7 protein-coding genes and 1 pseudogene are annotated in these 6,591 nt (G+C 44.7%); 2 read left to right on the plus strand and 6 right to left on the minus strand.

All coding sequences use genetic code 11. The features are described from left to right. The first annotated feature begins 217 nt into the window (after positions 1-217). Positions 218-628 (plus strand): flagellar basal body-associated protein FliL, encoded by a 411-nt coding sequence (locus R7Q47_RS22960; RefSeq protein ID WP_137282440.1) that lies wholly within the window; start codon positions 218-220, stop codon positions 626-628. Between the two features lie 63 nt (positions 629-691). Here the strand turns inward: R7Q47_RS22960 and glpG are convergent, their stop codons facing one another. The 6 genes from glpG to ftsY all read right to left on the minus strand — a co-directional run bounded on the left by glpG (position 692) and on the right by ftsY (position 6,269). Beyond that, positions 692-1,534 carry a rhomboid family intramembrane serine protease GlpG gene (gene glpG / locus R7Q47_RS22965; protein ID WP_031781355.1) on the minus strand — a complete coding sequence of 281 codons (843 nt, stop codon included), beginning with the start codon at positions 1,532-1,534 and terminating at the stop codon, positions 692-694. Further along, positions 1,534-1,854 (minus strand): thiosulfate sulfurtransferase GlpE, encoded by a 321-nt coding sequence (gene glpE / locus R7Q47_RS22970; RefSeq protein ID WP_005378691.1) that lies wholly within the window; start codon positions 1,852-1,854, stop codon positions 1,534-1,536. The genes glpG and glpE overlap by 1 nt, the downstream gene beginning before the upstream one ends. Before the next feature lie 493 nt (positions 1,855-2,347). Then, positions 2,348-3,205, minus strand: coding sequence for an RNA polymerase sigma factor RpoH (gene rpoH / locus R7Q47_RS22975; RefSeq protein WP_005378693.1), 858 nt, complete (start codon positions 3,203-3,205; stop codon positions 2,348-2,350). 176 nt (positions 3,206-3,381) lie between these two features. Beyond that, complete coding sequence (gene ftsX / locus R7Q47_RS22980) at positions 3,382-4,350, minus strand: permease-like cell division protein FtsX (RefSeq protein WP_005378695.1); 969 nt, start codon at positions 4,348-4,350, stop codon at positions 3,382-3,384. Next, positions 4,340-5,014 (minus strand): cell division ATP-binding protein FtsE, encoded by a 675-nt coding sequence (gene ftsE / locus R7Q47_RS22985; RefSeq protein ID WP_005378697.1) that lies wholly within the window; start codon positions 5,012-5,014, stop codon positions 4,340-4,342. Before ftsE ends, ftsX begins: the two co-directional genes overlap by 11 nt. A gap of 22 nt (positions 5,015-5,036) precedes the next feature. Beyond that, a complete protein-coding gene (gene ftsY / locus R7Q47_RS22990; protein ID WP_318089393.1) occupies positions 5,037-6,269 on the minus strand; it encodes a signal recognition particle-docking protein FtsY in 1,233 nt (410 codons plus the stop codon). 158 nt (positions 6,270-6,427) lie between these two features. Between ftsY and R7Q47_RS22995 the strand changes: the two are divergent. Next, a pseudogene (locus tag R7Q47_RS22995) lies at positions 6,428-6,591 on the plus strand (16S rRNA (guanine(966)-N(2))-methyltransferase RsmD); the annotation flags it as partial.

The raw sequence follows: 6,591 nt of genomic DNA on the forward strand, positions 1-6,591 counted from the left end.
TTTTGCCACTCTACTTCCAATAAAGAAGCAAGATAGAGTGATGTTGGCTGATTCATACTAGTATTCAATTGGAGGCTTTATGCGTACAATAAAGCAACAACTTACCGTCCATAGTAATGTATGTAACCGTAAGTTCCGTTATTTGTTATAGACGGCCCATTGTATCAAGACTGAAGCGATTCGAATATCGCGATCCAGAGAAAGAAAAGTTAGAAATATGTACAAACGTTATATAGCCCAAATTATTTTTGCGTTAACCATACTACTCGCCGCACCAAGTTGGGCTGAAACGGAAGAAGCTGGACCTAAGTTGGCATACTTTACCCTAGAGCCTGACCTCACTACTAACTTTTACACCAAAGGCAAAAAGTTAGGTTATGTGCAAGTGCGCATCGACATCATGGTAATGAGTCAACAAGATTTATCAGTTGTTGAGCATCACCAACCTTTGATTCGCGATGCAGTGATTGAATTATTGGGTAAGCAAACAGAAGATACGATTAAGTCCCTGTCTGGCCGAGAAGATCTGCGCAAAACCTTAGTGACGACCCTCAACGAAACGCTTTTGCCTGAAACAGGTAAAACCATCATTGCCGATTTGTTGTTTACAAAATACCTTTATCAATAAACCCAAATCCGTTTTGAACATAAAAAAAGACCGCTCTTGAGCGGTCTTTTCATTTCATCTGCTTTAGGCTTGCTGTTGGTATTTCATCTTGCCTGAATCAAACAGCGCAATCGCCATCCCCGACAGTAGCCCAACTAAGTGAGCGGTGTTTGCAATCGCCATAAATGGCTGCACAAAACCAAGAACTAACCATACCAACATAAAGACGATAATTGGCTTGGGTAGCGTAAGGCCTAAATGTGGCAAGCGGTAACCCAATATCCACAAATAACCAAGCAGTGCATAGACCACGCCAGACAAGCCGCCGAAGTTAGCCCCTTCAACATAGAACTGGCCTGCTCCTGAAAGCGCTGCCGACACCACAAAGAGTTGCAATAGCTTACCGGAACCGAGACGACGTTCGATGTCGCCACCCAACTGCCACCACCATAGTAAGTTAAACACGATGTGAGTTACTGAAAAGTGCAGTAACGCATGACTTAGCCATCGCCACACTTGCCATTGTTGCCCCTCAAAAGCCGGGAAGTGCAACAACTTAAACACGCCATTGCCAAAGCCAAACATTTGTAACAAGTAGATGATGATACAGACTGTCATGATCAGCAAAGTCATGGGGCCAGCTTTCGCTTTGACCATGCTTATGATACTCGGGCTGGAATAATGAAATGTACTCTTACGAGTATCGGCAACGTCCCACGAGGCGGCGCTGTATTTTGAATCAGACGGGTTAGCAAGGAACAGCTTAAGTTCGGCTTCCGCTTCTATTTCATGCTGGCTATCAGTCAGCCACAGCGCAAATTGCCCATCCCCTTCAGGCATCATTTCGATGTCAATTTGGCGAGAGGCCATATAATCAATAAAGGCTTGCGCCATACGTGGATTATTTAACGTTACCAATCTCTTCATTAACTTCTCACTATCGGTAGTTCTGCTCGATGCCAGGCTTCAAAGCCACCATCTACACTGTACACCTGTTCAAAGCCTTGGTTAACTAAATATTGCGCCGCACCTTGGCTACTAATACCGTGGTAACACATCACTAGAATAGGTTGTTCGAACTCCACTTCATCCATAAACGCAACGATCGTATCGTTAGTTAAGTGATACGCGGACTCCGCATGCGCAACGGCAAACGATTGAGGGTCACGGATATCTACAAGCTTCGCATCACCCTGCTCGAGCAGCGCTTGCGCACCTTGTACATCGATATGCTTAAACTGATCCATTTACTTTCTCATTGTCTTATTAATATACCCAAGCAACCTCGAACCTAACGTACTAATCAGCACCCGTGGTACAGCATAAAATCCATATTTGAAGCTGCTTGGGTATACTGCCGCTATTGTAACCTATCCAACGGCAAACTTAGACACATGGATAATCAGGCTTTTCAAAAGTGTACACATTCCAACCATTTGTGGATAAAGCTGTGAATTGCGTTGATAAAGTGTATTTGGATCTTTTGATCCACAATATGTAGTGATGATCCTGTTCTAACTGTGTGTATATCTATAACTATCCCCAGATGGAAAAGTGCTTGAATCCCTTATTTTGTCCGGGTTTCGAACAGTTGATAAATAATTACTTCACAGAGTTATGCACAGGTAGCACATAAAATCCGGATCGCAAACGCTATCGATTTTCGATCGACAATAAAAAAGCCGAGATCACATGATCTCGGCTTTCTATGAAAATCTTACTTTCAATTAGCAGTGGAAATTAAAATTCCCCCACAGCCAATTTTAGTTTCTTCATTGCATTTTTTTCTAGCTGGCGAATACGCTCGGCAGAAACACCGAACTCATCAGCTAAGTCTTGCAATGTTGCTTTCTCATCATCTAACCAACGAGAACGCACGATGCGCTGACTACGCTCATCCAAACTCGCTAATGCATGACCCAAGCGATTGTTGGTATGCATTTCCCAGTTGGCGGCTTCAATGTTGTCGGCCACATCAGACGATTTGTCTTCTAGGTATAGCATCGGCGCTGTGTAAGCGTTTGAGCTGTCGTCTTCATCAGTTGGCATATCAAAGGTTGAATCCACCGCCGCTAAGCGTGATTCCATCTCGCGAACTTCAGAAGGCTCAACACCTAACTCGCGCGCAACGGTTTCCACTTCACCGTTGTTAAACCAACCCAAGCGCTTTTTCGACTTACGCAGGTTGAAGAACAATTTACGTTGCGCTTTAGTGGTCGCAATTTTCACGATACGCCAGTTACGTAGCACGTATTCGTGGATCTCTGCTTTGATCCAGTGGACAGCGAAAGAAACCAAGCGAACCCCTACTTCTGGGTTAAAACGCTTAACGGCTTTCATTAGACCGATGTTACCCTCTTGCACAAGATCCGCCATTGGCAAACCGTAGCCAGAGTAACCACGAGCAACGTGAACAACGAATCGTAGGTGCGAAAGAATTAGACCTTTTGCAGCCTCAATCTCACCTTTATAGTGTAATCGTTCTGCCAGCTCACGCTCTTCGTCTGCAGTCAGCATTGGGTAGCTGTTTACTGAGCGAATATAGCTATCAAGGCTATCTTGCGTGACTAGAGCCATCGGATACGCTTCTTTTGTCATTCAATTCCTCATCAATCTCTGATCTGGAGCATTACATTGCAATTTAGCTTCGATATCTTGAACTCAAAATGAACAAGTTTCAAGAAGGGGAAGCAATTATCCATAAACATTTGGTCTAAGCAAGGGTTCAAAATTAGCTAGTGCTAATGAAATCCAAGTAATAAGACCGCCATCACTTAAACTGGTTCAATTTCTTTTAAATGTCGTTGCGCAGAAAAGCGCGCCGCAATACATCCCAAAAGACTCCCAATGATGATTAGTAACAAAGATTCATCCCAACTTAGACCAATCAGGCGGAACTGGCTATCGTACAACGCAGCAAGGTCTTCCACCGCACTATTCATGACAATGGTCACTAAAGCCGTTACCAACCACGCAATAGTGGCACCTAACACGCCAAACCACATACCTGTGTACAAGTAAGGGCGCAGAATGAAACTGTCCGTCGCACCGATCAGTTTCATGGTTTGAATCTCTTCTTTATTCGCCAGCACATTAAATCGCAATGTATTGCCAACGATTAAAAATACCGCACCGAGCATCAGTACTGTCAGGGTAATGACAATAATACTCGCGAGAGTTTTGATGGCATCAAGACGCGCCAGCCAGTCTTCGTCAAGTCTCACGTCGGTCACATCTTGTTGCTCTCGAACGTCTTTGGCTAATGACTGAATATCACTTTTTAGCTCCGAATCTGGCGTAATCACCAACACACCAGGTAGCGCATAGCCACTTAAAAGGCTGATAGCTTGGTCGAACCCTGCATATTGGCTTAAATCAGATAGACCTTGTTGCGGTGAAATATATTCTACCTCTTTTACCAAAGGCCAAGTTTCAATTTGATCTTTGAGAACCATCACTCGTGCATCCGGCATGCCTTCAACTAAGTAAGCACTAACTTGTGAAGGAGAAGCGACATCTTCCGCTGCCCCCGCAACGTTTTTCCCCAATAGATACAAACAAGCTGGCATGGCAAGTGCCATGGAGATGACCGCTAGGGTCAGAATGTTGCCTAGTGGTCGTTGCCATAAGGCGCTAAAAGAGGATTTAGCTTGTTTTGCGTGGACAGAGAAAAAACCATCGGTATTCGCACGCTTGGCACTGCGGCCTTTCCCCTTCTTTTGGGAGTGCTTGTTACCTGCCATAGTCTTCTACCTCACTTAGGAAGCCTTGGTTCAATTCAAAATGACGATACTGTGGGCGAGTGTTTACTAACCCCACATCGTGCGTGGCAAGTAAGATTGTCACGCCCGCACGGTTAAATTCTTCGAATAGACGCAACACACGGTTGGATAATTCTGGGTCAAGGTTACCCGTAGGCTCATCAGCCACCAGCAACGTTGGTCGATTAACCACAGCACGGGCAATACCGACGCGCTGTTGCTCACCACCAGAAAGTTGACTAGGTAGACAACGAGCTTTATCGAGTAAGCCCGTTTTATCTAACGCCGCAGAAACACGTCGTTTGATTTCGTTTTCAGAAATCGATTCGATACGCATTGGCAGAGCGACATTGTCGTACACACTGCGATCCATCAATAGGCGATGATCTTGAAAAACAATCCCAATATTGCGGCGCAAAAAAGGGATGTCTTTGCCTGGAATACGCGTGATGTCGTGGCCATTAAAATGGATTTTGCCATCGGTTGGTCGCTCTATCGCGCAGATCAATTTCAGCAAGGTACTTTTACCAGCCCCGGAATGTCCGCCTAAAAACGCCATTTCACCGCGCCTCAGGTGAAAATCGACTTTTTGCAGTGCTTGTCGACCACCTCGGTAAGCTTTGCTTACTTGCTGAAATTTGATCACCGTTGATTTCCTCTAACTCTTTTTATTCTTCACGACTAAACAGTGCGTCAATAAACTCTTGAGTTTCAAATGGACGCAAGTCTTCGATACCTTCACCCACACCAATGTAACGAATTGGAATACCGAACTGATCAGCAATAGCGAAAATTACGCCGCCCTTGGCTGTACCATCCAGCTTAGTCAAAGTAATCCCGGTTAGAGGGGCAACATCACTGAAAAGTTTCGCTTGGCTAATGGCATTTTGTCCTGTACCTGCGTCAAGCGTTAGCATGATCTCATGTGGTGCAGAGTCATCAATTTTCTTCATCACACGTACAATCTTACGCAGCTCTTCCATTAGGTTCGCTTTGTTCTGTAGACGACCTGCTGTATCAGCAATCACCACATCCACACCACGTGCTTTTGCCGCTTCAATCGCATCATAGATAACAGAGGCACTGTCTGCGCCAGTATGTTGAGCAATCACAGGAACATTATTACGTTCACCCCACACTTGTAGCTGCTCAACCGCTGCGGCACGGAAAGTATCGCCCGCTGCAAGCATCACTTTTTTGCCTTGAGTTTGGAACTGCTTCGCTAGCTTACCGATGGTCGTGGTTTTACCCACGCCATTTACACCCACCATCAAGATGACGTAAGGCGTTTTGTTGCTATCGATTTCTAGTGGCTGTTCGACTTTAGAAAGAATCTCAGCCATTTCTTCTTTCAACAAACCATAAAGGGCTTCGCCGTCTTTCAGATCGCCACGTGTGGCTTTTTCTGTCAGGTTGTTGATGATTTTTATTGTGGTATTCATGCCCACATCAGCAATAAGCAGTTGCTCTTCTAGCTCTTCAAATAAGTCTTCATCGATTTTCTTACCGCTGAACAGACCGAAGAAGCCAGCACCAATATTTGCTTTTGTTCGGCTTAGGCTGCGTTTCAGACGAGCAAAAAAGCTTTCTGTTGGCTTTTCTTGTTCTTGAATACGAGGCGCGGCCGATACGACTTCTGGCTCCTCTGCTTCTGCTTCTGCTTCTGCTTCTGCTTCTGCTTCTGCTTCTGCTTCTGCTGGGGCAGCCTCTGATTGTTTCTCTTCTTCTTCAAGTTCTGGCGTTGCTTCCGCTTGCTCAGCAACCGCTTCGGTTTGCTGCTCTTCAGAAGGCGCTTCCACTGCTTCTTCTTTTACTGTTTCTTCAGTTTTTGGTTTTGGGCTTTGTTCTTCGTCACCAAAACCTAGCCACGAAAGTAATCCGCGCTTCTTTTTTTCCGTCATCTGGGGCTATCCTAGATTGTTCTTTTATCTATTAATGACTCTTTTTTGACAAGATTATTATCTGTCTAAAAAAGGCTAATGACAAAGTTCTGAAAACTTTCCGATTAGGTAATTCTAATCTTATTAGTGTTACACTCTGTCATCTTGAATATTCTGGGCTGTATCCAAACTCCAAGCTCATTGCTTGGGCGATTAGATATAGTATCACTTTATTAGCGGTCAAAAAATCTATGGTAAGACGTCGCCAGCAAAACTCATCACAAAAAAAGCCAACAACGGGCTTTGTTCGCATTATTAGTGGCTTATGGAGAGGCAGAAAACT

The organism is Vibrio sp. Vb0349, from assembly GCF_033338975.1.

Bases quoted from the DNA above. Each gene is read 5' to 3' on its own strand.
- R7Q47_RS22960 (WP_137282440.1), top strand. From the start codon at position 218: ATGTACAAACGTTATATAGCCCAAATTATTTTTGCGTTAACCATACTA.
- glpG (WP_031781355.1), bottom strand. From the start codon at position 1,534: ATGAAGAGATTGGTAACGTTAAATAATCCACGTATGGCGCAAGCCTTT.
- glpE (WP_005378691.1), bottom strand. From the start codon at position 1,854: ATGGATCAGTTTAAGCATATCGATGTACAAGGTGCGCAAGCGCTGCTC.
- rpoH (WP_005378693.1), bottom strand. From the start codon at position 3,205: ATGACAAAAGAAGCGTATCCGATGGCTCTAGTCACGCAAGATAGCCTT.
- ftsX (WP_005378695.1), bottom strand. From the start codon at position 4,350: ATGGCAGGTAACAAGCACTCCCAAAAGAAGGGGAAAGGCCGCAGTGCC.
- ftsY (WP_318089393.1), bottom strand. From the start codon at position 6,269: ATGACGGAAAAAAAGAAGCGCGGATTACTTTCGTGGCTAGGTTTTGGT.